27 protein-coding genes are annotated in these 24,874 nt (G+C 43.8%); 16 read left to right on the top strand and 11 right to left on the bottom strand.

The window, feature by feature from the left end:
- Positions 1 to 117 precede the first annotated feature (117 nt).
- From ychF to SUN_RS03345, 4 genes are read left to right on the top strand one after another with little or no spacing between them, the layout of a single operon-like run.
- Positions 118 to 1,221, top strand: a complete 1,104-nt coding sequence (ychF, locus tag SUN_RS03360) for a redox-regulated ATPase YchF (protein WP_011980340.1) — start codon at positions 118 to 120, stop codon at positions 1,219 to 1,221.
- Positions 1,222 to 1,262: 41 nt separating this feature from the next.
- The gene (locus SUN_RS03355; protein WP_011980339.1) at positions 1,263 to 1,733 is read left to right on the top strand and encodes a DUF302 domain-containing protein; all 471 of its coding nucleotides are present in this window, start codon (positions 1,263 to 1,265) and stop codon (positions 1,731 to 1,733) included.
- A gap of 27 nt (positions 1,734 to 1,760) precedes the next feature.
- The gene (locus tag SUN_RS03350; RefSeq protein ID WP_011980338.1) at positions 1,761 to 2,390 is read left to right on the top strand and encodes a YceI family protein; all 630 of its coding nucleotides are present in this window, start codon (positions 1,761 to 1,763) and stop codon (positions 2,388 to 2,390) included.
- Positions 2,391 to 2,398: 8 nt separating this feature from the next.
- Positions 2,399 to 2,872, top strand: coding sequence for a DUF1456 family protein (locus SUN_RS03345; RefSeq protein WP_011980337.1), 474 nt, complete (start codon positions 2,399 to 2,401; stop codon positions 2,870 to 2,872).
- Between the two features lie 3 nt (positions 2,873 to 2,875).
- Here the strand turns inward: SUN_RS03345 and xth are convergent, their stop codons facing one another.
- Positions 2,876 to 3,646, bottom strand: a complete 771-nt coding sequence (gene xth, locus SUN_RS03340) for an exodeoxyribonuclease III (RefSeq protein WP_011980336.1) — start codon at positions 3,644 to 3,646, stop codon at positions 2,876 to 2,878.
- A 49-nt stretch (positions 3,647 to 3,695) separates the two neighbouring features.
- On the opposite strand from xth, the gene SUN_RS03335 reads away from it, so the two are divergent.
- Positions 3,696 to 4,289 (top strand): class I SAM-dependent methyltransferase, encoded by a 594-nt coding sequence (locus SUN_RS03335; RefSeq protein ID WP_011980335.1) that lies wholly within the window; start codon positions 3,696 to 3,698, stop codon positions 4,287 to 4,289.
- Positions 4,290 to 4,387: 98 nt separating this feature from the next.
- Here SUN_RS03335 and serB read toward each other — a convergent pair whose 3' ends face one another.
- Positions 4,388 to 5,011 carry a phosphoserine phosphatase SerB gene (gene serB / locus SUN_RS03330; protein WP_011980334.1) on the bottom strand — a complete coding sequence of 208 codons (624 nt, stop codon included), beginning with the start codon at positions 5,009 to 5,011 and terminating at the stop codon, positions 4,388 to 4,390.
- 68 nt (positions 5,012 to 5,079) lie between these two features.
- On the opposite strand from serB, the gene SUN_RS03325 reads away from it, so the two are divergent.
- The 8 genes from SUN_RS03325 (at position 5,080) to hemC (ending at position 12,657) form a co-directional block, all read left to right on the top strand.
- Positions 5,080 to 5,997, top strand: coding sequence for a methylenetetrahydrofolate reductase (locus tag SUN_RS03325; protein WP_011980333.1), 918 nt, complete (start codon positions 5,080 to 5,082; stop codon positions 5,995 to 5,997).
- 170 nt (positions 5,998 to 6,167) lie between these two features.
- Positions 6,168 to 6,440 (top strand): DUF2018 family protein, encoded by a 273-nt coding sequence (locus tag SUN_RS03320; protein WP_011980332.1) that lies wholly within the window; start codon positions 6,168 to 6,170, stop codon positions 6,438 to 6,440.
- An 11-nt stretch (positions 6,441 to 6,451) separates the two neighbouring features.
- A complete protein-coding gene (locus SUN_RS03315; protein ID WP_011980331.1) occupies positions 6,452 to 7,348 on the top strand; it encodes a polyprenyl synthetase family protein in 897 nt (298 codons plus the stop codon).
- Positions 7,348 to 8,655, top strand: coding sequence for a glutamyl-tRNA reductase (gene hemA / locus SUN_RS03310; RefSeq protein ID WP_011980330.1), 1,308 nt, complete (start codon positions 7,348 to 7,350; stop codon positions 8,653 to 8,655). Before SUN_RS03315 ends, hemA begins: the two co-directional genes overlap by 1 nt.
- Entirely contained in the window at positions 8,652 to 10,358 is a 1,707-nt protein-coding gene (locus SUN_RS03305) for a proline--tRNA ligase (RefSeq protein ID WP_011980329.1), read from the top strand. The genes hemA and SUN_RS03305 overlap by 4 nt, the downstream gene beginning before the upstream one ends.
- 1 nt (position 10,359) lies before the next feature.
- Complete coding sequence (locus SUN_RS03300) at positions 10,360 to 10,791, top strand: FxsA family protein (protein WP_011980328.1); 432 nt, start codon at positions 10,360 to 10,362, stop codon at positions 10,789 to 10,791.
- Positions 10,730 to 11,560, top strand: a complete 831-nt coding sequence (locus tag SUN_RS03295) for a DsbA family protein (RefSeq protein WP_011980327.1) — start codon at positions 10,730 to 10,732, stop codon at positions 11,558 to 11,560. The genes SUN_RS03300 and SUN_RS03295 overlap by 62 nt, the downstream gene beginning before the upstream one ends.
- A 125-nt stretch (positions 11,561 to 11,685) precedes the next feature.
- Entirely contained in the window at positions 11,686 to 12,657 is a 972-nt protein-coding gene (hemC, locus tag SUN_RS03290) for a hydroxymethylbilane synthase (RefSeq protein ID WP_011980326.1), read from the top strand.
- 843 nt (positions 12,658 to 13,500) lie between these two features.
- Here hemC and SUN_RS03285 read toward each other — a convergent pair.
- Genes SUN_RS03285 through rsmH form a run of 3 tightly spaced genes read right to left on the bottom strand, consistent with a single transcriptional unit; the run spans position 13,501 to position 17,842 of the window.
- On the bottom strand, positions 13,501 to 16,641 hold the full coding sequence (locus tag SUN_RS03285; RefSeq protein ID WP_011980325.1) for an efflux RND transporter permease subunit: 3,141 nt from the start codon (positions 16,639 to 16,641) through the stop codon (positions 13,501 to 13,503).
- Positions 16,642 to 16,917, bottom strand: coding sequence for a hypothetical protein (locus SUN_RS03280; protein ID WP_041672663.1), 276 nt, complete (start codon positions 16,915 to 16,917; stop codon positions 16,642 to 16,644).
- A 1-nt stretch (position 16,918) separates the two neighbouring features.
- The gene (gene rsmH / locus SUN_RS03275; RefSeq protein ID WP_011980324.1) at positions 16,919 to 17,842 is read right to left on the bottom strand and encodes a 16S rRNA (cytosine(1402)-N(4))-methyltransferase RsmH; all 924 of its coding nucleotides are present in this window, start codon (positions 17,840 to 17,842) and stop codon (positions 16,919 to 16,921) included.
- Between the two features lie 126 nt (positions 17,843 to 17,968).
- On the opposite strand from rsmH, the gene SUN_RS03270 reads away from it, so the two are divergent.
- Together SUN_RS03270 and SUN_RS03265 are read left to right on the top strand one after the other, a co-directional pair.
- Positions 17,969 to 18,541: a class II aldolase and adducin N-terminal domain-containing protein gene (locus tag SUN_RS03270; RefSeq protein ID WP_011980323.1), complete on the top strand. Its 573-nt coding sequence runs from the start codon at positions 17,969 to 17,971 to the stop codon at positions 18,539 to 18,541.
- A gap of 201 nt (positions 18,542 to 18,742) precedes the next feature.
- A complete protein-coding gene (locus tag SUN_RS03265; protein ID WP_011980322.1) occupies positions 18,743 to 19,138 on the top strand; it encodes a response regulator in 396 nt (131 codons plus the stop codon).
- 1 nt (position 19,139) lies between these two features.
- Here the strand turns inward: SUN_RS03265 and SUN_RS03260 are convergent, their stop codons facing one another.
- Positions 19,140 to 19,445: a hypothetical protein gene (locus SUN_RS03260; protein WP_041672662.1), complete on the bottom strand. Its 306-nt coding sequence runs from the start codon at positions 19,443 to 19,445 to the stop codon at positions 19,140 to 19,142.
- A 133-nt stretch (positions 19,446 to 19,578) separates the two neighbouring features.
- Here SUN_RS03260 and SUN_RS03255 point away from each other — a divergent pair, with 133 nt between their 5' ends.
- A complete protein-coding gene (locus SUN_RS03255; protein WP_011980321.1) occupies positions 19,579 to 20,250 on the top strand; it encodes a response regulator transcription factor in 672 nt (223 codons plus the stop codon).
- Here the strand turns inward: SUN_RS03255 and SUN_RS03250 are convergent.
- The 5 genes from SUN_RS03250 to SUN_RS03230 form a co-directional block, all read right to left on the bottom strand.
- On the bottom strand, positions 20,219 to 21,589 hold the full coding sequence (locus tag SUN_RS03250) for a sensor histidine kinase (protein ID WP_011980320.1): 1,371 nt from the start codon (positions 21,587 to 21,589) through the stop codon (positions 20,219 to 20,221). The two genes, SUN_RS03255 and SUN_RS03250, sit on opposite strands and share 32 nt — an antisense overlap.
- Entirely contained in the window at positions 21,589 to 23,196 is a 1,608-nt protein-coding gene (locus SUN_RS03245) for a response regulator (RefSeq protein ID WP_011980319.1), read from the bottom strand. Before SUN_RS03245 ends, SUN_RS03250 begins: the two co-directional genes overlap by 1 nt.
- Positions 23,197 to 23,254: 58 nt before the next feature.
- Entirely contained in the window at positions 23,255 to 23,776 is a 522-nt protein-coding gene (locus SUN_RS03240) for a SixA phosphatase family protein (RefSeq protein WP_232501350.1), read from the bottom strand.
- A gap of 69 nt (positions 23,777 to 23,845) precedes the next feature.
- The gene (locus tag SUN_RS03235) at positions 23,846 to 24,235 is read right to left on the bottom strand and encodes a hypothetical protein (RefSeq protein ID WP_011980317.1); all 390 of its coding nucleotides are present in this window, start codon (positions 24,233 to 24,235) and stop codon (positions 23,846 to 23,848) included.
- A 15-nt stretch (positions 24,236 to 24,250) separates the two neighbouring features.
- Complete coding sequence (locus SUN_RS03230) at positions 24,251 to 24,772, bottom strand: PAS domain-containing protein (RefSeq protein ID WP_011980316.1); 522 nt, start codon at positions 24,770 to 24,772, stop codon at positions 24,251 to 24,253.
- Positions 24,773 to 24,874 lie beyond the last annotated feature (102 nt).

Genomic DNA, 24,874 nt, shown 5'->3' with positions numbered 1-24,874 from the left:
TTAATGATTATTATACATCAAAATATACACACTAACCCCTCCTTCACCAAGATTTCGATAAAATCGCGTATTATTTATGAGGTGAAGCACCTCAAATCATTATGCTAAGGAAATACCATGGGATTAGGCATTGGACTTGTAGGACTACCGAACGTAGGAAAATCTACGACTTTTAACGCACTGACAAAAGCACAGAATGCAGAGAGTGCGAACTATCCGTTCTGTACGATCGAACCTAACAAAGCAGTTGTTCCCGTACCGGACAAAAGACTGGACGAACTCTCCAAGATCGTCAATCCTGAACGTATTCAGCATTCTACACTGGATTTTGTGGACATTGCCGGTCTGGTTAAAGGTGCCAGCAAAGGTGAAGGCCTTGGGAACAAATTTCTGGGGAACATTCGCGAGACGGAAGTGATACTGCATATCGTCAGATGTTTCGAAGACCCCAACGTGGTACATACGGAAGGTTCCATCGATCCCATCCGTGACGTGGAGATCATCGAGCAGGAACTTCTTTTTGCCGACATCGATGCGGTACTAAAGCGTATCGAGATGCTGAAGAAGAAGGCCAAAGGGAATGACAAAGATGCCAAAATGCAGCTTGAAGCCGCTGAAGCCCTGCTTGCACACATCGAAGAGGGAAACCCTGTCTCTACTTTTGAGGGTATTGAAAGTGACGGTTTTAAAGCCATCAACAAAGACCTGCGCCTCTTGACAAGCAAAGAGATCATCTACGGTGCAAACGTAGATGAAGACGGCCTGAGCGAAGACAATGAATTTGTCCAGCAGCTCAAAACCTATGCGGACGAGAGAAACAGAGAAGTCATCAAGCTCTGTGCCAAAGTCGAAGAGGAAATGGTCGATTTCGAAGATGAAGAGAGAGAAGAGATGCTTGCAGACCTTGGTGTGGAGGAGTCCGGATTAGAACAGATCATCCATAAAGGCTTCGACAAGCTTGGTCTTCAGAGCTACTTCACTGCCGGTGTCAAAGAGGTACGTGCATGGACCATCAGGAAAGGAACTACCGCTCCAAAAGCCGCGGCAGTCATCCACAACGACTTTGAAAAAGGATTCATCCGCGCAGAAGTCATCAGCTATGAGGACTTCATACAGTATGGCGGCGAGCAGGGAGCCAAAGAGGCAGGGAAGAACAGGCTTGAAGGAAAAGAATACATCGTTCAGGACGGCGATGTAATGCATTTCAGATTCAACGTTTAAACTGAAATCGGTACGTGGTTACGGACTACAAAGGATATAGAGTGAAAAAAATCATTATAACTTCTATGATAGGGTTGTTCGCATTGACAATGACGGGATGCGAAAACAAAAAAGGGGCTTTCCTTGAAACAGTGGAGACGAACAACACGGTCCCTGTCGCAATCGAGAAGCTGATGACGGCTTTACCACAAAAGGGGCTTTCACATTTCAATACGATAGACCATGCCAAAGCGGCAAAATCTGTAGGTATGAGGCTCGAACCCGAGACAGTGGTGATATTTGGAAACCCAAAAATAGGTACGAAACTCATGCAGTGTAACCCAAGCATGGGATTGGAGCTTCCTCTCCGTATGCTCTTCACCGTAGAAGAAGATGGCATCACCACCATCACCTATACCAATCCGGAATACTGGACCCTCAAGCACAACATCAAAGATAAAACTTGTTTGGCTATCATACAGCAGGCACATATTGCTTTGCAGGAATTGGCCGAAAAAGCTGCTGCCAAATAGAAAATAGATATTTAAAAGGATATTCTTATGAAACGAACACTTCTTTCGCTGCTTGCTATGGCCTCAATGGCTTATGCCGCATCACCTACGGGCTGTGTACTCGTACAGCCTGCCGATATGAACGTCACATGGAAAGCCTACAAGACACCAGCCAAGATCGGTGTGAACGGGCAATTTACTGCGGTAAAATACACTCCCAACTCACTCGAAGGAAAGAACTTCCGGGAACTCTTTGTCGGTTCAAAAGTGAACATCGATACAAGCAAACTGACTACGGGGAACCCGGGAAGAGATGAAAAACTGGTCAAATTCTTCTTCTCACTCATGAGTTCCAATAGCATCGAAGCGAAGATCATCGACATCAAAAGGTCCGATAAACATGAGAAGGGGAAACCGCGTACCGGTACTGTGAGCGTAGAGATCACCATGAACGGAAAAACGAAGACCATTCCCATGAAGTACATCTACGACAAGGGGCAGTTTAACGCTACAGGCACCATTGACCTTGTCGACTTTGCGGCAGGCAAAGCATTGGCCTCCATCAACAAAGCCTGCTATGAACTGCATAAAGGCAAAACATGGAGTGACGTGACCATCGGTTTTTCCACAACGGTCAAAGCAACACTCTGCCATGTGAATATTGCACAGAAAAAGTAGACAGTATTTTGAAAACGAACGATATTCTCTATAAGACAAGCAAAGCACTGGGTCTTAGCGAAGCAGAGATCCTTGAAGCCTATACACTTGAGGGCTATGAGATGGACCCGAAACATCTCGAAGCCCTGCTCAAAAAACGCGTGGATAAAGATTTTGTACTCTGCTCCTATGAAGAGTTGGGGATGTTTCTCGATGGACTCGTGACACTCAAGCGAGGTCCTTCCCCAAAAAAGCCCGGCGATGACGAAGCAGTCGAGCTCACTAACAACCTCATCCTGAAAAAACTCCGTATCGCCCTGGAGCTCAAAGAGCCTGAAACCGAGATCATTTTCGGTCTGGGCGATGTCACATTGAGCAAGCAGGAACTCAAATCACTCTTCAGAAAAGAAGGACACAAGAATTTCAAGACCTGTTCAGATGAACTGCTAATAGCTTTCCTCGATGGTCTTGATGAATTTTACTATACCGGAGAAGAAGTCTAAATATCAGATATCCAATACCAGCTTTACAGGGCAGTGGTCACTGCCCATAATGTGGTCCAGAATATCCGCATCGACGATCTTCTCTTTCAGATCATCCGAAACAAAGAAATAGTCTATACGCCATCCCACATTCCTTTCTCTCGCCTTTGTTCTGTAAGACCACCAGCTGTAACGATCCGGTTCATCCCCGTGTATATACCGAAAAGTATCGATATATCCGTTATCAAGAAGTTTGTCCATCCATGCTCTTTCTACAGGCAGGAACCCCGATGTATTTTCATTGGACTTGGGACGGGCAAGATCTATCTCTTTATGGGCCGTGTTGACATCACCGCAGATAATGATCGACTTTCCCTCTGTCCGGACTTCATTGATATAAGCCAGAAAACGCTCATAAAATGCCAGTTTATAGGCTAAACGCTCTTCGCTTCTCTGTCCATTGGGAAAATAGACATTAAAAAGAACATAACTGCCGAAATGATATTCATTGATACGTCCTTCATTGAGGATATCAATATGATCCCCGCCGGATGCTGTACCCTTGATATTGGTAAACAAAGCAACACCGGACTGTCCTTTCCGGGAAGAGGAGTTGATACTTTGGAATTTGTAATGTTTTTCAAAAATACTATCCGGGATCTGGTCAGCTTCCGCTTTGATCTCCTGAAGTCCCAAAAAATCAATATCACTTTCATCGATCCATTTTAATGCATTTTTTTTCTCAACTGCACGTATGCCATTCACATTCCATGATATAAAAGTCGTTTTTGCCATGTTGATCCTTGATTATTTGGGTAGAATAATAGCAAAAAAGGCTGTAAAGATGGCAGAGGAAGACAGAGAGCGCTGGAATGAAAAATACTTCACCATCCCTGCTTCCGATAAACCCGTTGAACTCATTACCCGTTATGCTAAACTGGCTACGGGAAATCGCGCACTTGACATTGCCTGCGGAATGGGAAGGAACAGCAAATATCTTGCCTCCATCGGTTTTGAGGTCGATGCCTTGGATATCAGTTCGGTTGCCATCGAATCACTCAAAGGACTTGCACACATCCATCCCAAAGAGGTCGATCTCGATACACATGCATTCCCGGAAGAAACTTATGACCTGATCATCTGTACTTTTTTCCTCAAACGTGAACTCTTCCCCGAGATCACCAAAGCATTGAAACCTGGTGGACTTTTTCTCTATGAAACATTTGTCTACCATCCTGACAATGAAAATACACCAACTAACAAAAGCTTTCTGCTCGAAGAGGGAGAACTTGAAGAGACATTCAAAAACAAATATGACATTATGCATTTAAGGGAATACTGGGATGTAGATCTGAACGGTGAAAAAAGTCTCAAAGCACAAATGGTCGCGAAGAAGAAAAGCAGCGGAATAGCCAGCGGGAGATCTCTATGCCAGTGACTGTCATAGTTTGAGCCGCCTACCTTGAAACAGCGGGGAGTTCGTCGTCCGCACAGATGATCCAACTCTCGCAGAATGAACGGGTTACAGCATTTGCATCAAATGATCTTCAGGATCTCCCTTAGATCCTTTATATCCACACAATGCGTCGCAGCCTCTTTGAGGATGGGTTTCGCACAGAACGCCACGCGGGTATCGGCATGGGCGAACATACTGAGGTCGTTGGCGCCATCACCGACCACAAGTGTATCTTCCCTCCCTGCACCAAGCAGCTTCTGCATACGGACGATCATATCGCCTTTGGCTTCCGAGTACATCATCTCCCCGCCTACACGTCCCGTGAGTATGCCGTTCTCGTCATGCAGGAAGTTGGAGAAGTCTGCATCGATACCGAGCCTTTCGCAGGCTGGTTTAGTCGCGTTTCGAAAACCGCCGGAGAAACAGACCACGGTATAGCCTTTCTCTTTAAGCCCTCTGACCACTTCCACCGCACCAGGCATCATGGGAAGATCACTGCAGATCTCATCGACCCTTGCCTTTTCCAACCCTTCGAGCAGTGCTACCCTGGCGACCAGTGATTTGAAGAAATCCAGTTCTCCGGCCATCGCTCGCTCCGTTATGGCAGCCACCTGCTCCTCTATACCCAGAGGCGCGGCAAGAAAATCGATGGTCTCGCCATCCATCAGTGTCGAATCAAAGTCAAATACAGCCAGTTTGGACATCACATATACCTCTATGCATTATTTGGGTAGAATTATAGCCAATTAACCAAAAAACTAAAGAGTTGAAAATGTTTGAAAAATTCTGTGACATCCTCTGTGGGGATAAAAACTTCATTACCGTCGAAGTCAACCCGCCACACGGGGCTTCCTTGGATAAAATACTTGAAGATATTAAAAAATATAAACTTCATGAGAAGGTGACCGGATTCTCCTGTACAGACAACCCTCTGGCAAAGCTCAAAATGTCAGGTGTTCTCTCCGCCATCAGGCTGCAGCAGACCTTCAAAAAACCCGTTATCGCTACGATGAGTATGAGAGACAAGAACAAACTCTCCCTGCAGTCCACCCTGCTCGGGGCCAACGATTTTGACCTGCGCTGTATTCTTGCACTCACGGGCGACCCGGCAAAGTTCTCCGACCAACCGGAGGTCAAGGGGGTACTGGAGCGGGACTCCACCCTTCTTCTGAGCATCATCTACCATTTGAACAACGGTGTGGACTACAGTAACAAACCACTCAACCCGGCACCAAAGCCTATCTATCCATTTGCTGTGAGCAACTCTTATGCACGCAACATGAGGAGTCTACAGAAACGCATTGTTAAAAAACTCGACTATGGTGCAAGAGCCATTATCACCCAGCCTGTCTATGACCTGGAAAATGCAATGGAACTGCTTGAACTCTTTGAAGAGGCAAAAACAATGAGTGTTCGTGAAACATCAAAAGAAGCACATCTCATACTCGGCCAGTTCCCAATCGTCAGGGCCAGGACTGCCAATTTCATTGACGACAAAGTACCGGGTATCTCCGTGCCCAAAGATATCATCGATGAAATGAACCTTGCGGCAATGGATGGAGAAGAGAAGGAGCAGGAAGTGGGATTTACCCTTTCAAAAAAAATCTTTGATGAGATGATGAAAAAACACGGAAAAGTACATATGATGACACACAACCGTTTTGACTTATGTTCAGAGTTAATCGGTTAATCAGTCATCATTCCTCCTATAAGTCTACAAACTTATAGGACTCGAAAGAGTCCTTCGTCTATAGGAAAGCTGATGATGTAATGTGTATAACCATATATTAGAGGCTTCCTTAACATTTTTTGGTTATAATTATTGACTTTTTAAAAAATATAATAATTAGGATTACTAAAATGAATATATTTGATGATGATGATTATATGGCGAGTTCTCCCAGAGAGAGTTATTTCAGTATTGCCAAAACGGCCAATCAGAACATAACGGAGATGGAGATCGAAAAGATGTTCCGTCGTCTTGCCGTAGCTGAGAAGATGCTTGAAGAGAAAGGACTCGATGAGGAACTTGAAAGACAGATCAAAGCATTGGTGATCAATGAGGATGTTGACAGAAGACTTGATTCGATCTTCATTGAAATGATGGGTAATATCGTCACACAGTGTGAATAGAAGGACCAGTCATGTTGAATGCCGTTGAGAGAAAGATAGAACAGTTCATTGTTGAACTGGATGACAAAGAGGTGATGGGGCTGTATGCCAAGTTTCCTCAGGGAAAAAGATTGCGGGCAAAACTCATTCTGAAAATAGCCGGTAACGGGTTGTCCGTTGTGAAGACAGCGGCAGTTGTAGAGATGATCCATGCGGCCAGTCTTCTGCATGACGATGTCATAGACGATGCCTATACCAGGCGCTCCAAACCTTCGCTCAATGCCCTGTACGGTAATAAAACGGCCATTATGCTGGGGGATATCCTTTATTCAAAAGGTTTTTTTGAACTGAACAATATCTCATCAGAAGTAGCAAAGATCGTCTCCAATGCTGTTACACAACTCAGCCTTGGGGAACTCAAAGATGTATCCCTTTCCAAAATCTTCAATACAGACAAAGAGATCTATCTTGATATGATCTACCAGAAGACGGCATCGCTCATAGAAGCCAGTGCCGGTGCGGCTGCCGTGCTTGCCGGCAAACCCAAAGAGGCATACATGACTTATGGCAGGAACCTGGGGATGGCATTCCAGATGATCGATGATCTGCTTGATATCACTTCGGATGCGGTGACACTCGGCAAACCTGCACTGCACGATTTCGTTGAGGGGAAAACGACACTGCCGTATATCTACCTTTATGAAGCACTCGAACAGGAAGAACAGCAAAAGCTTGCTTCTTTGCATGCCAAGGAGCTTAGCGATACGGATCAGTCCTGGATCAAAATGAAAATGGAGGAGCACCAGATCCTTCTCAAATGCTATGCGCAGGCCAAAGAGCTGATAGAAGAAGCGGTGGAACTGATGAATTCCAATGGAGAAGAAGCGCTCTCCGATATCGCTTTGGAAATGATAGAGAGGGATTTCTAATGTATTATCAGATCGTAAGTTTTTCACATAAGAATTGTGAACAGAGCATGAGGGAGAAACTGGCTTTTCCCAATGATGAAGAAAAGGCCACTTTCCTGGAACAGTTGACGGGCTTTGAGTTCGTGCATGAAGCCTTCATTATCTCTACGTGCAACAGGGTGGAGATCGTCATGGCGACACGCGATAACTTCTCGAGCTACCATGCGGTATTGGGATTGATGAGTCAAAAGGGAGGCTTGAACTTCTATGAGCTGAAATCAACTGCGAAACGTTATGACGATGAAGAGGCGATAGAGCATATTTTCTCAGTAGTATCCTCTCTTGATTCCCTGGTGATCGGTGAATCACAGATCACAGGTCAGGTGAAAGAGGCATTCCGTTTTTCTTTTCAGCACGGTACGGCAGGACGCAGACTCAACCGTGTACTTTCCTATGCGGTCAAATGTGCGGCTGAGGTACGAAACGCGACCAATATCTCCCAAAATCCCATCTCCATCGCTTCTGTAGCCGTAGCACAGGCACATAAACTCCTGGGTGACAATATACAGGGGATGAAAGGCATCGTGGTCGGTGCGGGTGACATGGGTGTACTTGCAGCCAAACATCTGCTCAGAGTGGGCTGTGATGTCGTACTGATAGGACGGGACCTTGATAAGGTCCAGACAGTAGCGGATTCTCTCGGTGAGGATGTCAAAGCGGACACGATGGAGAATCTGACGAAATACATCAACAGGTACCGCCTTCTTTTTTCTGCGACTTCTTCTCCCGAGCCTGTGATCACCGGAGATCTCATTGAGAACGAAACACTTCCAAGACAGTGGTTCGATATGGCGATCCCGCGTGACATCGAAGATATGGAATTGGAAAAACTGCAGCTTTTCCGCATCGATGATCTGCGTGCCATCTCCAATGACAACCACGCTATGCGTGAAGAGCAGGCTGTAAGAGCGAATGAGATCGTTGAGCGTTATACAGAGGAGTTCTATGCATGGCTCAAGGCACTTTCCATCGAACCGGTCATCAAGCAGATGCGTCAGCATGTCTCGGCTGCCATTGAAAAAGAGATGCAGCGCGCATTGAAAAAAGGTTTCGTACCAAAAGAGTATGAATCTAATATGAGAAAGATGGCCGAGCAGATGTTCAACCGCTTTTTGCATGACCCGACACAGAATCTAAGAGCCTCTTCGACTGAGAGCAAGAATACCAATTGTATTGAGTCAGTCAAGAAGATGTTCAATATCGATACCGAGCATGTGGATTTCAAACAGTACAAGAACGATCACCATACCAAAGGATACAGCGCGTGAGATTTTCGAGATTATTGATCCCTACGACCAAAGAAACACCCAATGATGCAACCCTTGCAAGCCACATCTATCTGATCCGCGGAGGATTCATCCAGTCAGTGGGAGGAAGCGGGCTCTACAATTTCCTTCCCCTGGGTAAAAAAGTACTCGACAGGGTACGCAATGTCGTCAAAGAAGAGCTCGACAAGGCAGGATGCCAGGAAGTCAGTCTTTCCTTTGTGACCCCAGCATCACTTTGGGAAGAGAGCGGGCGTTATGAGAAGTACGGTAAAGAGCTATTACGTTTTAAAGACCGTAAAAACAATGAGTTCGTGCTTGGACCGACACATGAAGAGATGATGGTCAACCTGGTACGCCAGAGCGTCAAAAGCTACAAGCAACTACCTTTGAATCTCTATCAGATCAACCTGAAGTTCCGTGACGAGATCAGACCGCGTTTCGGTCTGATGAGAGGGCGTGAATTCCTGATGAAGGACGGGTACAGTTTCCATACTTCCGAAGAAGATATGAAACGTGAGTTCGACCTGATGGAGGAAACCTACAAGAAGATCTTTACCCGTCTCGGTCTTGAGTTTAGAGTGGTCGAAGCGGATTCCGGTGCCATCGGCGGAAGCGGAAGCAAAGAGTTCATGGTGCTGGCGGACAGCGGCGAAGATACGATCGTGGTCTGCGACAACTGTGACTACGGAGCGAATATCGAAGCGGCTGTCCGTCAGGAGAAAGACTGTGAGGCTAAGGCACCAGAAGCAGAAGCCGGCAAGGTTCATACTCCTGATACGACAACCATCGAATCATTGAGTGCTTTCTTCGATGTTGATCCCTACTATCTGGTAAAAATGGTCGCCAAACGCGCACTATATGATGAAGGGAAGAGTGAAGTGGTACTCTTCGCCCTTCGCGGTTCGGATGAACTTCAGGAGGTAAAAGCATGCAATGCAGTCAATGCAAATGACCTTGCGGATATCTCCGAAGAGGAACTTGAAACAGCCGGTCTAATCGCTGGCTATATGGGGCCGACGGGTGTACCTGAAGGTGTCAGGGTGGTACTGGACAACAACCTCAAAGATGCCACCTCCATGATCTGCGGTGCGAACGAGAAGGATCATCATCTGGTCGGGAACAGCTTCGAAGGCATGGAGGGTGACTACCATGATCTTGTTGCCGTACAGGAGGGTGACCTCTGTCCAAAGTGTGGTGCACCAATGCGTTACACTAAAGGTATAGAGGCCGGGCATATCTTCCAGCTCGGGACGCAGTACTCAGAACCGCTTGGTGCGACTTTCCTTGACGAGAACGGAAAAGCACAGCCGATGGTCATGGGGACCTACGGTATCGGTGTGAGCCGTCTGCTGGCAGCCATTATTGAACAGAACCATGACGACAGAGGATGCATCTGGACCAAAGAGTCCGCACCGTTCGACCTGCAGCTCATCGTCTCCAATATCAAAGATGAAACGCAGGTGGCTCTGGGTGAGAAGCTTTATGAAGCACTTACGGCAAAAGGCCTGGATGTGCTTTTCGATGACAGGAAAGACCGCTTTGGTGCCAAAATGAAGGATTATGAGCTGCTTGGTATCCCCTATGCTGTAGTTATCGGTAAAAAGCTTCAGGATGGACTGGTCGAGTTCATCAGCAGAGAAGGGCTTGTCAAAGAAGAAGTTTCTGCTGAAGCTATCCTTGATGTCGTAGGAGAAAGGGTCTAAGATGTTTTTGCTGATCATGATCCCATTTATGCTCTTGGAGCTGTATCTTTCACTCTATGTAGGGGAGCGCATAGGCTTCTGGTGGTCTGCAATCTGGATTGTGGTTACAATGATACTGGGGATCAGACTGCTTCAGTACACACCCTATACACTGATGGGAAATATTTCACATGTTTCTATGGGAAAACTGAGCCTTGAAGAGTTCCAGAATGCCAGCACATCGTATTTACTGGGAGCGATCCTTTTGATCATTCCGGGGGTATTGACAGATATTTTAGGTATTTTGGCACTGGGCTACACAATGTATTTACGTTTTGTTGCTAAAATAACGCCGGAACAAACAAAATTTAACCAAAACAAAGGAGATGACAATGTCATTGATGTCGAAATTATTGACGAGCACAGTGATCGCGACGATCGCATTGAGCGCTAATACGCAGGTAGACAATAAAGTATTATTAAACTATATAAAACGAAATGTAGTCAAAAACCCTCAGGTAGAGGTCAAGGGTATCAAGGTACTCGAAAAGAAAACACATAAGGATATCCCGGGTTGGGATGTTTATCTGACCTCGATGCAGCTCAAATTCCAGAAGAAAGACATAGATGCACCTGAAATGATCTTTGTCAAAGATGGATTGGCTACGGGGCATCTTGTGAATTTGAAGACCGGAAAGGACTATCGTAACGAGATCAAACCGACGGTACCGGAAAGTATGTATGATGATGCTCACCTGCTGTTCGGCAACAAGAATGCCAAACATAAGATACTTATCTTCTCTGACCCGCAATGTCCTTTCTGCCAGGATGTTGTACCCGGTATTTTGGCTGCAGCCAAAAAGAACCCTGACCTGATGGCTGTTTACTACTACCACCTTCCTCTAAAGAGGATACATCCTGTCTCTGAGACATTGACACGCATTATGCGAGTGGCGCAGAATGAAGGCAAAACGGATGTCGTAGAGAAGATGTATTCATTGAAGATAGAGCCCAGAGAGACCAACAAGAAAAAGATCATTACAGCGGTCAAGAAGCATACGGGATATGATATCACTGAAGCAAAGATTAACGATAAAAAGATAAATGCTGAGATGAAAGCGGATGAAAAAGCTGCAGGCAGAATGATGGTTTCAGGTACACCTACTGTGTATATTGACGGTCAGTGGGACAAGATGAGAAACGGGTATAAAAAGCTCAAGTAAGCCTTTTTCAGTGAAGAGTGAGGAGTGAAGAGTGAAGAGTGTGGGTACGCTTTTCTTTCTGGAAAGCTCCTTTTTATATAGGGTGTTGTGCCCTCACAGCATCAAAATAAAAAAAAGGGTTTTTATTGGAAAAACTGGTAATAGCGACACGGGCGAGCAACCTTGCTTTATGGCAGGCATATCATATCAAAGAGCGGATCGAAACAGCGTTTCCTGAGGTGAGGGTAGAACTCAATGAGATCACATCAAAGGGTGACAAGATCCTTGATAAACCTCTGGCACTGGTCGGAGGCAAAGGACACTTCACCAAAGAGCTTGAAGATGAGATGATCGCGGGTAATGCCCATCTGGCGGTACATTCACTTAAAGATGTGCCTACGTATATTCCCGAAGGCCTGGAGCTTTGTGCCATTACCGAGCGTCAGGACCAGAGCGATGTTTTCCTTTCGCATACTTACAAAAGTCTGAGTGAACTTCCCGAAGGTGCCGTTGTAGGTACGACTTCATTACGACGCCGTATGCAGCTGCTTGAAAAACGTCCCGACCTGAAAGTAAAGGATCTCAGAGGCAATGTCAATACTCGCCTGAGAAAGCTGAAAGAGGGTCAGTACGATGCGATCATCCTTGCGTATATTGGGCTTTACAGACTTGACCTGCTCAAAGATATCCCTTATGTTGAAAAATTGGACTTCTTCATTCCTCCTATGGGGCAGGCGGCATTGGGAATCGAGATCGTAGCAAACAATGACAGGATCAGAGAGATCGCTATGACCCTCAACCATGAACCGACCTTCATCTGTACGAAAGTGGAGAGGGACTTTATCTCTGTTATCGGTGCTGGTTGTTCCGCACCGGTCGCGGTCAATGCCACGATGGATAAGAAAGAGGACGATAAAGTTCCTACTATCAGTGTAAGAGCGATGATCGGTTACCCAGACGGTACACATATTCTTCACAAAAGCCTTACTGTGCCTTTGAATGAAGCCGACATCCTTGGTGATGAGCTTGCCCAGGCCATGATAGAAGAGGGTGCACTTGATATTTTAGAACAGGCAGAGATAATCGCTTTTAAAGATGAAATGCCCGAGAGGCTTTAACTTCTGTGGGAATCAATGAAAATAAGAGAAGAATTTATGGAATGGTAGACACAGGTGTTTCCCTTACTTATAAATTTTCCAATAGAAACCTCTGAAGAATCAAGAAAGAATACATTACTCTAAAACGCTTTTCTCTATTTTCACTGCCTGCTCTGATAAAGATTCAAATTCCTTCTTAAGAATACTATTGAGAATTTTTTCTCCTATTTTTCTGAATTCTTCCTACTTATACTCTCCAACCAAAAGTGCTCTAGTTCATCTGGATCAAATTCGATCCTATGTTCTTTCACTTCCATGCTATGACTCCTTTTTTGTTTCGCCAATTCAACCAATAAGCAATTTGGAACTTACAGGAATTATATTACACTACCGATGGGCTTTTACCTATTAGTAGTTCCTCAAAAAATAAAATCAAAATGCCTATATCATTATCTTACAGGACAAGCTAAATCATAGACCAGGGAAAGTACCGATAATGAACTACCCCGCTGCAAGTATCGGGGAAATCTTTCAGATTATAGAATATTGTATGAAGTGTTTTTTACAGAATTTGCTAGAAAGTTAGCTGCTTAATTGAGGTGAAATTGCGTTAGTGATTAGAATTGGCGAAGAAAAATACAAAGCACTAAAAAGAAGAAGCGCCAGCCATAGGAACTCATCAAAAATATGAAAATATGAAAAAACCGCTTCTTCGTAGGGAGGGATCACGATTGCTAAGAGGAAAATAGGATATAACTCTATTTTAAACAAGGAGTAACAGAAACTCTCAACATCGTCCGAAAAGATCATCTCTTTTCTGATTATATTATAACATTCCAAAACCAACCATTAAAAAACAAATAATTAATGAATAGTCAATAATACTTTTTTAACTTTATAAATAACAGCATACATCAAAGGCACATAATAGAGATTCAGCACGGTCGCCCATGCGATCCCGAAGCCCAGCGATATCGCCATAGGCTGGATGATAAGCGCCTGCCCGCTGGCAAAGAAGATCATGCTTGAAAGCCCCAGTACCGTAGTAATGGAGGTCAGCAGGATCGGGCGCAGTCTGTATCCGGCTTTTTGCATCATCTCATGCTGGTCCTTCGATCCTTTAATGAAAGAGAGCATGATGAGCCCGTCATTAACCACTACCCCGGCAAGCCCTATCATTCCCATGACACCCGGCATAGTCAGGTTGATCCCCATAATGTAAGTTCCCACCAATGCCCCCACGATGGAAAGTGGGATAGTCGAAACGATGATGAGCGGGAGTACCAGTGAGTTGAACATCCATACCAGAGAGATGAAGATGAGGAAGATCGCGATCATCGCAGCCTGAGACATCTCTTTTTTCATCTGCGTGTTCTCCTTCTCCTCTCCCTTGATGATCACTTTGATCCCCTCTTTCTCAAAAGTTTTCAAGAGTGGTTTGATCCTGGCCATTACTTCTGTCGCCAGTATGGTCTTACTCTCCACTCTGGCAATGACCGTACGAACCCTCTCTCCATCCTCTTTGAATATCTTGACAAAACTCTTTTTATAGATGAAATCGGCTATATCATCAAGACGTACGACCTGCCTGCCATCCGGTGTGGTCAGTTTGACAGACCGGATATCCATGGTTTCATCTTTCTCCGGGTCCTCAATACGTACACGTATCAAGCCCTTGGTATCGAACATCTTCCCGTATTCGCCTTTGAGGAACGAACCTTTGAGTACCGAAGTAACATAGGCTTCATTGAAACCAAGCATCTGCCCGTACTCGTTGATACGCAGTTTCAGCTCCCTGACCCCTTCGGTAGCATTGTCTGTGATGTCAAAAACACCCTTGATGCTTCCGAGCGCTTTCTTCAGCCGTTCGATCGCTTCGAGCTGCTTTTTTTCATCGGTGGTATTGAGCCCTATCTCGATATCGTGTCCCACGATACCCGTCTGCGGAACAAAAATGTTCAGTTCGGAAAAGAGTTTCTCACCGTTTGGCAGTTTCTTCTTCCTGAATGCCTCAACCACATCTTTCTGCGTTTCCGTGGCGATCTCCTGCGCCTTTTTCTCTCTAATCATGTCCGAGCCGTCATACTCCAGAGAGAGAATGGGGTTGATGTATTTGTCAAAAAAGTTTTCCGGCGCTTTCTCATGCAGGTTGATGAAGATATGAAAAAGATTCTTCCCTGTCTGGAAGGTCTGGTCCGCATTGAAGTAGAGACCGATGACCGAAGTAATGGAAGAGACTTCGGTCCCCTCCTTTCCATAATAGGCCAGCAGTTTTTTTTCTATTTCGGTGACTACTTTTTCAGTATCTTCCAGTTTGGAATTGACATCGATCTTCCCGTTCAGGTAGATCTGTGTCGAATCGAATTCCGGAAAGAGTTTGAACTTGGTCAGTCCCAGCATGCCTACGGTAGAGAGTATGATGAAAGTTACAAGCAGAAAGAGTGAACGTTTTTTGCGTTTGAGCAGTTTTCCGAGCAGCCTTTCATACATTACATCGAGTTTGAGCCAGAAGTCACTCCTGTCATGCCCCTTCTTCATATCTTTCGTGGAAAAAAACTCTTTGGAATGCAAAGGCAGAAAATAGAAGGCTTCAAAAAGTGATGAGAGCAGGAGAATAGAGATCATCACAGGAAGTACTTTCATGAACATTCCCATCTCTCCACTCATAATGAGCAAAGGCAGGAAGGCAAAGACCGTTGTCAATGTCGCTGTCAATACAGCCGGGAACATTTCCAGCGAGCCGTCGATAGCAGCTTCCCTCGGTGCTTTCCCCATTTCCATGTGCCGATAGATATTTTCCGCTACAACAATGGCTTCGTCCACCAGCATCCCCAGGGCTATGAGTGCCCCAAGCAGGGTCAGCATATTCAGACTGTAGCCTATCATATCCGCTGCGATCAGGGTGATCATGAAACTTGTCGGTATCCCTATGGCCACGACCAGTGCGATCTTGTAGTTGACACTCAGCAACAGAGCCAGAAAGACCAGGATTAGTCCGAAAAGGATATTGGAAGAGACCAGATTCAAACGGTTCTTGATCCAGATGGAGGTATCGGTATAGGCTTCAAAGACTACATCCTTATACTCTTTCTGTACCTCTTTTAACATTTGTTTGATCTCGCGGCTCAGGGCGATAGCATTACCTTTTTTGGTTTTGTTGATATTGATGGAGATATTCTGTACACCGTTAAAATGGGAAATTTCATTGCTTTCGCTCAAGCCAAATTGGACATGGGCGATATCACCAAGGCGTACCCTTTTGCCTGCAACAGTGATCAGTGTCGATTCCAGTGCTTTGGCCGACTTCTCTCCATTAATTGTAGAGAGATAAAGATGGCTGCCTTTCTGTTCTATGGTCCCTATGGGGAAAATGGAACTGAGTGTTGAAATGGCTTTGTAGACACTCTCTTTGGGAAGACCGTAGGCAGTGAGTTTTTCATTGTCCAGCTCGATGAGCACTTCATCGTCCGCATCCCCGCGTATGGTGATTCCACTAAGATCCTTGTAGGCACTCAGTTTGCTTTTAAGGTCTTCGGCAATATCCAGAAGCCTCTTTTTGGGTACATTACCCGAGATCGCAACAAGCAGCAAAGGGAAATCATGTACAGTGATCTTGGCAATGGGTTCATCCATATCGGCAGGAAGATCCCGCCTGATATTGGCGATGACATCTTTGACATCCCCAAGGACCAGCTGATTGTCGCTGCCCTCTTTGATATCTGCGCGAATAGAGAAAAAACCGTTCTGTATCACGGTATCGATATTGTCGATCTCACTGATACTCTTTATTTCGTCTTCAATGTTCCTGACGGCCATCTTGTCCAATACATCCGCACTGGCACCGGGGTAACCTCCGGTAATGGTTATCTGATCGAGTTCTGAAGGCGGGAATATCTCTTTGGGAATGTCCTGGTAGGCAAAAATGGAAAGTACCAGCATGAAGACCATCAAAATATGATTGATAACTGGCCTGTCGACAGCGAAAGTAACGAATTGTCTGATCATCTACTCTTCCGTGCTGTCAAGTATAAAGATCGTATCTGTAACCCTGTTCTTAAATTTCAAGGCTTCAATATTTTGCTCAAGAAGTACCTTTTCAGCTTTGAGCGCCGAAACTTCCCTCTGCATTTTGTTGACCTTTTTGCTTTCATAATAGATCTGATTACTCAGATAGATCTTGATACTCGCAAGGATCAGTACGATCGCCACAGAGATAAGAATGATCATGACCATCTTGAAAGTGATTCCGTCAGGCCTTTTTTTCTTTACATTTTCTGCCATTTTAGCTGTCACTCTTGAATCTGAAACTTCTGAGTTTGGCCGATCGGCTTCTGGGGTTGACCCTGAGCTCCTCTTTGGAGGCGGTCACCGGTTTGCGTGAGAGTGCTTTGCCCAATGCATGCTTCTTGCCGCAGGTACAGCGGATCGCATGGGGATCGCAGATACATTCCTGACTCCATTTCCTGAAGCGGTTCTTGACCAGACGGTCTTCCAGCGAATGAAAGGTAATGAGTGAGACCACTTCCCCTTCGTAATGTTTGGCTTCAATGGCATCGAGCAGCCCTTCTATCTCTCCGAGTTCATTGTTGACCTCTATGCGGATCGCCTGAAACATCAGGGTCGCCGGGTGTATTTTTCCTCCAGGGGGGATAACGCCTTTGGCTATCTCACTCAGCGCTTTGGCACTCTCTATGGGTGCTTTGGCCCTGGCATCAACCACAGCGGATGCCAGTTTTTTATAGGAACGTACTTCTCCGTAAGTATCGAAGATATACTCCAGCTTCTCTTTGGGATATGTGTTGACCACCTCATAGGCGGAGAGTGGCGCATTTGCGTCCATACGCATATCGAGTGTTTCCGAATCGAAGGCAAATCCCCGCTCTTTTTTATCAAGCTGCAGGGAGGAAACCCCGAAATCGGCAAGCAAAGCGGTCACTGGTGCTTCTTTAAGCGTAGGCAGTACCGTAGCGAAGGTACCTTTATAGAGGGTGCTTCTGTCACGGAAAGGCTCTAGACGTTTTTTTGAAAAAGCCAACGCTTCATCATCCCTGTCAATACCGATATGTTTCAAATGATCGTAGCGTTTCAGTATTTCGGAACTATGGCCGGCATACCCCAGGGTACAGTCAACGAAATACCCTTCCGGCACTCTGCTGAAACTCTCTAACACTTCTTCCAAAAGTACCGGTATATGCGGAGTTTCCACTTGTTCCCCTTCTTCATAAAAGTGTCGCGCAGCAATACATACCAACACTATTCACTATTCACTATTCACTATTCACTAAATATTACTGTTATAATAGCGAAATAATCCTAACAAAGGTTTCTACAAATGGACAAACATCTCATTGAAGAGATCAAGCATGTCTCACTCTCCATGTTCAACAAAAACTTCTTTGGCGTTTATCATGGATCGATCTCGGCGCGTATCTCGGCAAGCGGCTTTATCATCAACAAAAAAGACACTATACTCGATGAAATAACAGAGGAAGGACTCATAGCACTTGACTGCCTCAAAAGGGATTACCGATGGAGTGAAGCAAGCATAGATGTCCCCATTCATGAACGCATTTACGAAAATATTCCCAATGCCAAATATATCTGCTTCACAATGCCTCCCTATGCAACTGCCTACTCGTTAAAACACGGAAAGGTCTCTCCCCAGGATTTTCACGGCAAAAAGATCCTCGGGGAGATCATTGTGTATGACCCAAAAAGTATCGATGACTGGGTGGAACGTGCCCCCTATGAGATACCGCAATTCTTCCAGAAACATGACAGCCACCTGCTGCTCATCAAAGGATACGGACTGATCTCTTATGACAGAGATATCACCGAAATGGCAAAGAAGGTCGCCATTCTCGAAAATTCCTGCAGACTGCTGGCGCTTTCCGCCAATTTATAGGAAACTACAACTGGTATTTCACAATCCAGGTTGTGTATATGCCGGATCATCTTTATCCCGTCCATCCCATCTTGGATTGCTAAAACATTTTATCTACTTTTTGAGCTAAACTTTGTAGGAGTTTTCCTACATATTTAAAAGCTTATTTTGAGTATAATGTTTTATGTTTATAAAAATTAATCTAAATAATAAGAGGAAATAATGAGTTTAAAGAATTTCGGAGCCAAAACCATACTGATTGCCGAAGACGATACATTCAATATGCAGTTGCTGCAGGCATTACTGGCCAATATCTCAACTTTTAAAACTATACCATCCTATGATGGAGCAGAAGCATTGGAAATATTAAATTCATCCGGAACAGAAATCGATATGATCCTGTTGGATATTCGTATGCCGATTATGACAGGAGAAGAGTTTCTGAAAGAGATAAAAGGAAATACTGCACTCAGTGATATACCGGTACTGGTTATCTCGGTAGATCAGGACAATGAAGCTGAACTACGTGAAATGGGTGCGGTTGATTTTATCCAAAAACCTTTCGATATCAATGATCTGGAAAAGAAAATATCAGCAGCTTTCGGAGAAAGCAATTAAACTAAAGTATTTTTTTGATCTTTTCAATCTGCTTTGCAGTATCAAGATTATTCTTGAGATCTGCCATAATATCTCCGGCTTCCATATTTCCAAGATTGTACAATAAACCTTTGAGTGCATGCAAAGACTGGTTGATCTTTTCAATGTCGGGTGTCCTTTCATCGAGCAGTATTTTTAGTTTTTCACTTTCTTCTTCAAGATCCCGCTTCCCGGATGTAAGCAATTGTTCTATCTGCTCTTTTTTAAAGCCGAAGTTTTGAAATTTCTCACTTGCGATCAACATTGTCTCTGTAATCAGTTTTTCCATTTTTTACTTCTTTTTTAAGCATATTTTACACTATTTACTCTTTGAATATATATTTTTTTGCAAGTTTCAGGAAAGAAAAAAAGATGTATAATCAAAAATAAAATAGAAAAAGTAACCAAATGGATGATTTAGTATGATACAAATTACAATCGCTGATGATCATGAACTGATACGCAGCGGATTAAGTATGATCATAGAAGCACATAATGATATGCATATTCACACTGAGGCATCCAGCTATACGGAACTCCTTGAGGCACTTGAAAAAGCTGTCCCGGATCTTCTTATTCTCGATCTCAATCTGGGGGATACAAACGGACTGAGTACCCTTGAAAATATCAGCAGTCTATACCCTTCGGTGCCAATACTGGTATTGAGTGCCTACCCTGAAGAGATTTACGCACTTCGTACTTTTAAAAATGGGGCATCCGGCTATCTTAATAAATCAATAGTCTCTTCCGAGCTTATCGATGCCATTACTACGATCATGAGGGGGAAAAAGTATATCAGCAATAAATTTGAAGAGATTCTTCCATTGGGGACAGACCTAGGGAAAGAAGAAAAAGATCTCGTAGAGATCCTATCAAAACGGGAGTTTGAAGTACTGAATCTTATTGCAGCGGGGCAGGCTCCCAAAGAGATCGCAGAGAATATGAATGTCAGTCCAAAAACGATATCTACCTACCGCACACGGATCATGGAAAAACTCTCATTTGAGACGACTTCACAGCTACAGCGTTTTGCCTATGAAACCTTTATGGGGGAAAAGTACTCTACTCCGACTCGAGAGGAAAACAAACTCTAAAGCATGCACCTTTATCTGTATTTTTCACCTCCAATCTCCCCTGGCAGTGTTTTTCTACGATTAGTTTGGACATATACAGTCCCAGGCCGGTTCCTCCGCTTTCTTCTTTTGTCGTAAAGTAAGGATCAAAGACTTTTTCGATCAACACTTCCGGAATACCTCCTCCGCTATCTTCTATCTCCAAATATACTGACTTCCTGTCTCGGTACATCCTGATAATGATATGTTTATCATCTATGTTTTTAGCGGTAAGTGCATCTCTGGCATTATTCAAAAGATTCAATATGACATGGATTACCTCATTGGGGTAGGAGTAAACGATACAGTGGCATATTTCTTCTATAGTAACCGTAATTCCTTCTGCTTTCAGTCCGGAACCAATCAGGTCCAGCGCATCGTCCACTGTTTTTGAGAGTACAAAATCAGACTTTTCGGAATCAAAACGAAAAAAGTTTCTGAAATCATCAATGGTCTGCGAAAGGTGCTGCACATATTCTTCAATACGTTTGGTTTTTGCTGTAAACTGCTCTATATCACAGTGAGCGCTTCTCAGTACTTTTTGCATACCTACATTGGTTAAAGCAATGGCATTGAGCGGCTGTCTCCACTGATGTGCGATCATACTCAATGCTTCACCCATTTGTGCATGACGTGCCTGTATGAAAAGGAGTTGCTCCTGTTCACTGTTTTTCCGTACCGCTTCTCCGACCCGATCTTCGAGATTTTGATTTAGTGCTTCCAATTCCTTTGTTCTTCGTTCAAGTTCCCAGGTTTTTTTACTGACCTCTTCAGCCAGCCTGTGTTGGATATAAAGAAGTTTCTTTGTTGAAGCCTCCTCTATTGTCGCATACCAGTGAGAAATCATCAATACGATGACCATGTTCAGTATCCAGATAAAAAAATCTATCACACTCAATGAGAAACTCTGCATATCGCTAAAATAAAGTATCAGGAGTACCACTGTGAGCATACTTATCCAATAATATGCTTCTCGTTTGTCAAAAAGATAGTAGATCATGTAGACAATGGTGGAGAACCAGATAAAACGTATGGGCATATCCGGATGATTACGCAGTAGAAAAAAGGAAACAAAAATTGCAGAAAAAAAGACTATCCGTGTAATCACCTTGTAGGCTGAGGCATCTTTTTTCAGTCTGACGTAGCCAAAAACAACGATGCCTTCAAAAAGGATATCTGCCACAAACTGATTATAATCGCCCTCTGAAAGTCTGACAAGCAACATCACAGCAATTGTAATTGCCAGTATCGCCAGTACCCGTAGCAGCAGTCTTGTTTTCTGGGAAGAGAAGTATGCTTCCTGCAACTCTACATTTTTCATTATATCTCTTTAGGAAATACGGAGGAGACTTGCAGCAAACGTGCCATCACAGCCATCAGACTTTTCGGTTCTACCGGTTTGCTCAGGTAATCATCGAAACCTGCCTGCAGAAAACGTTCTCTGTCACCCTTAAGGGCATTCGCTGTCAGGGAAATGACAGGAGTATGGAGCCTTTTCTCCAGATTTTCTATTTTCAACAGTTCTTTAACCGCTTCCATACCGCTCATATTTGGCATATTCTCATCCATAAGTATCAAGTCAAATTTTCCGGATTTGAATTTTTCAACTGCTTCTACGCCATCATTCGCCATTTCATATGTCATCCCGCTATTTTCCAAAATGATGCTAAGCAGCATCCTATTTGCTTCTTGATCTTCGACAATAAGAATGTGCCCCTTTGGCAATGAAATCTCCGTACTTTTCCCCTCATTTTCTTTCCCTGTTTCCAGAGGAATGGAAAGAGTAAAGATACTTCCCTTCTCTTTTTCGCTTTTCAGGGTAAGTGTACCACCAAGCATGCGTGTCAGTTCCAGACTGATACTGAGTCCAAGCCCTGTTCCACCATAGTTTCTGACTGTCGAACTATCTGCCTGCATAAAAGGTTCAAAAATTGCTTTCTGCTTTTTTTCACTGATCCCGATACCGTAATCTTTCACCCTGATATTAAGCTGCCCGTTTTTGTACCAGATGATACATTTGACTACGGAACCCTCCGGTGTGAATTTTATGGCATTGGAGAGCAGATTGGTAAAGATCTGTTTGATCCTCAGCGCATCTCCGAAAAGTATCTTTGGCATATTATTGTTGTATCTGATCTGAAAAATGATATTTTTCTCTGCGGCCCTTGTCTGAAAGAGTTCAGCGATCATGATCAGATCTTCATAAGGATTGAAATTGTAAGGCTCAATCATGAGGTTACCGCTTTCAATTTTGGAAATATCCAGAATATCATTGATAATTTGCAGCAGAGACTCTGAGGAGTTTTCGACGATTTTCAGATACTTCAGTTTTGTTTCATCTTTTTCATTCTCTTCCAACAGTTTGATAAATCCGGTGATCGCATTGAGAGGTGTACGTATTTCATGAGACATATTGGCAAGAAAACGGCTTTTTTGTTCTGTTGCTTCTTCTGCCAGCTTTTTCGACCGGGCAAGATCTTCATGCATTTGCCTGTATTGGCGCCTTTTCAATATGATCTCAACTGCATCAGCAAGGACTTTTTCAAAACGCTCTATGTCTATGGGTTTAAGAATGAAGTGCATCACTTCAAGATCGATAAGTTCAAAGAGATATTTCGCTTCACCATGTGCGGAAAAGACAACAACCATTTGGCGTTCATTCAGTGTTTTGATCTGACGTATCATTTCAATCCCGTTGAGTTTGGGCATATTGATATCTGTCAGTACAATGTCAAAGTATTTCCCCTCTTTTTCATAAAAAGCCTGATACTTCTTCAACCCTTCTTCACCATTTTTGGCACTTTCGATATGGCTGAAATACATTTGAAGAAGATCAAGTGTACTCTCTCTGACAAATTGATTATCTTCCACATAAAGCAAGGTACATTCACCCGCTTCCTGAAGAAGCTCCTGAAGTGATTTTCGCATAAATAAACTGTTACTCCCTGTTTGAGTATTTAGTTGGTGCGGTAATTCATATAATATTCTACACTTCTTTATTTAGTATCGCCCTTATTTGGTTCGGAATATAGTACTGAAACTGTTTGGGTGAAATAAAAAAATCCATCGTGCCTTTTACATTTCCCAGATCACTCCACTGCTCAATATCAAAATTGGTGGCGACAACGCCCATGGTTGGAATCTTGGAGATATGTTCATCGATCAGACTATTTGCCATATCCGTAATTTGCGGATTGTGTCCTATGACAAATATGGTATCGGCATCATTTTCCTGAAGCATGACAATTTGTTTAAGTGTCTCTGTATCAGTAAAATAGAGTTCCTGCATATAATTGATTTTCCCGTCAAACTCCAGTTTTTTAGCAAGACAGTCGGCAGTCTCCTGTGCTCTGAGTGCACAACTGGAAAGAATAATATCAGGGCATACCCCTCTCAGCTTTAGATAGGAGCCGATGGTCTCTATGCTTTTTTTGCCTTTTTTTGTCAGTCCACGCTCGAAATCACTGGCATCGATATCTTTCCAGCTTGATTTGGCATGTCTTATCAAATATAATGTTTTAATGGTGCACCTCATTTTTGACTTTTTGTGCAATGACCTTTTGTCATTGCACCTGTTTTACATCTTCGCCAGTTCTTCAGACATATTCTTAGCTGATTTGTCCATAATCATTTTTGCCAAAGCGACATTTCCGTCATCTCTGAAGATGGCAAATACGTTGATCTTTGCAAAGTTGTCGTCAGAGAGCAACCCTGCACTGTTAATGAGAAACACATGCCCGTCCAGTGTCTTTGCTTCAATAGAGGAAGCTTCAGAGAAACCGACATCCAAAGAGGATTCAGATATCATTCTGTATGCATCATTAAAGATACTCGCAGAGTAGGGAATATCTGTTCCGGTATTTTCATTGTCAATATAAAGTGTCTCTCCGGAATAGTTCAGTACAGCTGAACCAAGATAGCCGTTTACGACACGCAGTCTTTTCATTGCATTGTTAAAATCGATCATTGTTTTTCCTTTAGTTTATTGTTTGTTGAGTTCGTCCATACATTCATTAAATGTTGCCAGGCTGTGACCTTTTTGTGCAAGAAAATCCTCCAGTACCTTTACTGAAGCATCAATACCGTTCTCTTTTTCTGCCTCAAGCATTTTTGCATAGAGTTCACTTATGGTCTTTTTGGCACTTTCACTCACCTTTTTCCTGGTGGAGACATAGTTTCTAAAAGAACCATCGGGATTCTTTGCCATTCTCACCTGAGCTAAAACCCAGTAGTAACTGCCGTCTTTGCATAGGTTTTTGACATATGCATGTACTTCTTTACCTTCGGAGATATTGTCCCAAAGGTATTTGAAGATCGCTTTTGGCATATCGGGGTGTCTTAAAATAGCATGAGGTTTATCCAGCAGTTCTCCCTGAGAGTAGCCGGAAATTTTCATAAAGATCGGATTGGTATAGGTAATATTACCTTCGGCATCTCCTTTGGATACGATCATGTCAACGTTGGTTACTTCGCGTTCTACATCGGTAGGTGTTGGTCTTTCCATATTGTAGTTCCTTTTTTGATTGTTCGGAATATTAACAAATAATCCTATGATGTGTATGTAGGAAATATCCTACAGTCATACAGGAGATTTTGTACTACAATT

Origin of the sequence: Sulfurovum sp. NBC37-1 (genome assembly GCF_000010345.1) — a bacterium.
Classification (GTDB): domain Bacteria; phylum Campylobacterota; class Campylobacteria; order Campylobacterales; family Sulfurovaceae; genus Sulfurovum.
Note: the sequence above shows the minus strand (reverse complement) of the source record. Positions and strands in the feature narration are given on the sequence as shown.